Origin of the sequence: Paraburkholderia sp. EG286B (assembly GCF_040965655.1) — a bacterium.
GTDB lineage: Bacteria > Pseudomonadota > Gammaproteobacteria > Burkholderiales > Burkholderiaceae > Paraburkholderia.
Map to the genome: position 1 here is coordinate 1 of NZ_JBFRCF010000206.1, position 316 is coordinate 316.

A 316-nucleotide genomic window follows, 5' to 3' on the forward strand; every position below is an offset into this window, starting at 1 on the left:
GTGCTTCACCATCAATGTCTTCCGCGACGATCAGCAGGGGCTTGCCTGCCTTGGACGTGGCTTCGAGGACCGGGAGCAGGTCCCGGATATTCGAGATCTTTTTGTCGTGCAGCAGGATCAGCGCGTCATCGAGATACGCGGCCTGCCTGTCGGGATCGTTGATGAAGTAGGGGCTCACGTAGCCGCGGTCGAACTGCATGCCCTCGACCACGTCGAGCTCGTTCTCGAGTGACTTGCCGTCCTCGACCGTGATGACGCCTTCCTTGCCGACTCTCTCCATCGCGTCAGCAATGATTTTCCCGATTGCCTCGTCGGA

Annotated in this window: 1 pseudogene; it reads right to left on the reverse strand. The window is 59.5% G+C overall.

Annotated elements, in window-relative coordinates:
- A pseudogene (gene groEL, locus AB4Y42_RS44435) lies at positions 1-316 on the reverse strand (chaperonin GroEL); the annotation flags it as partial.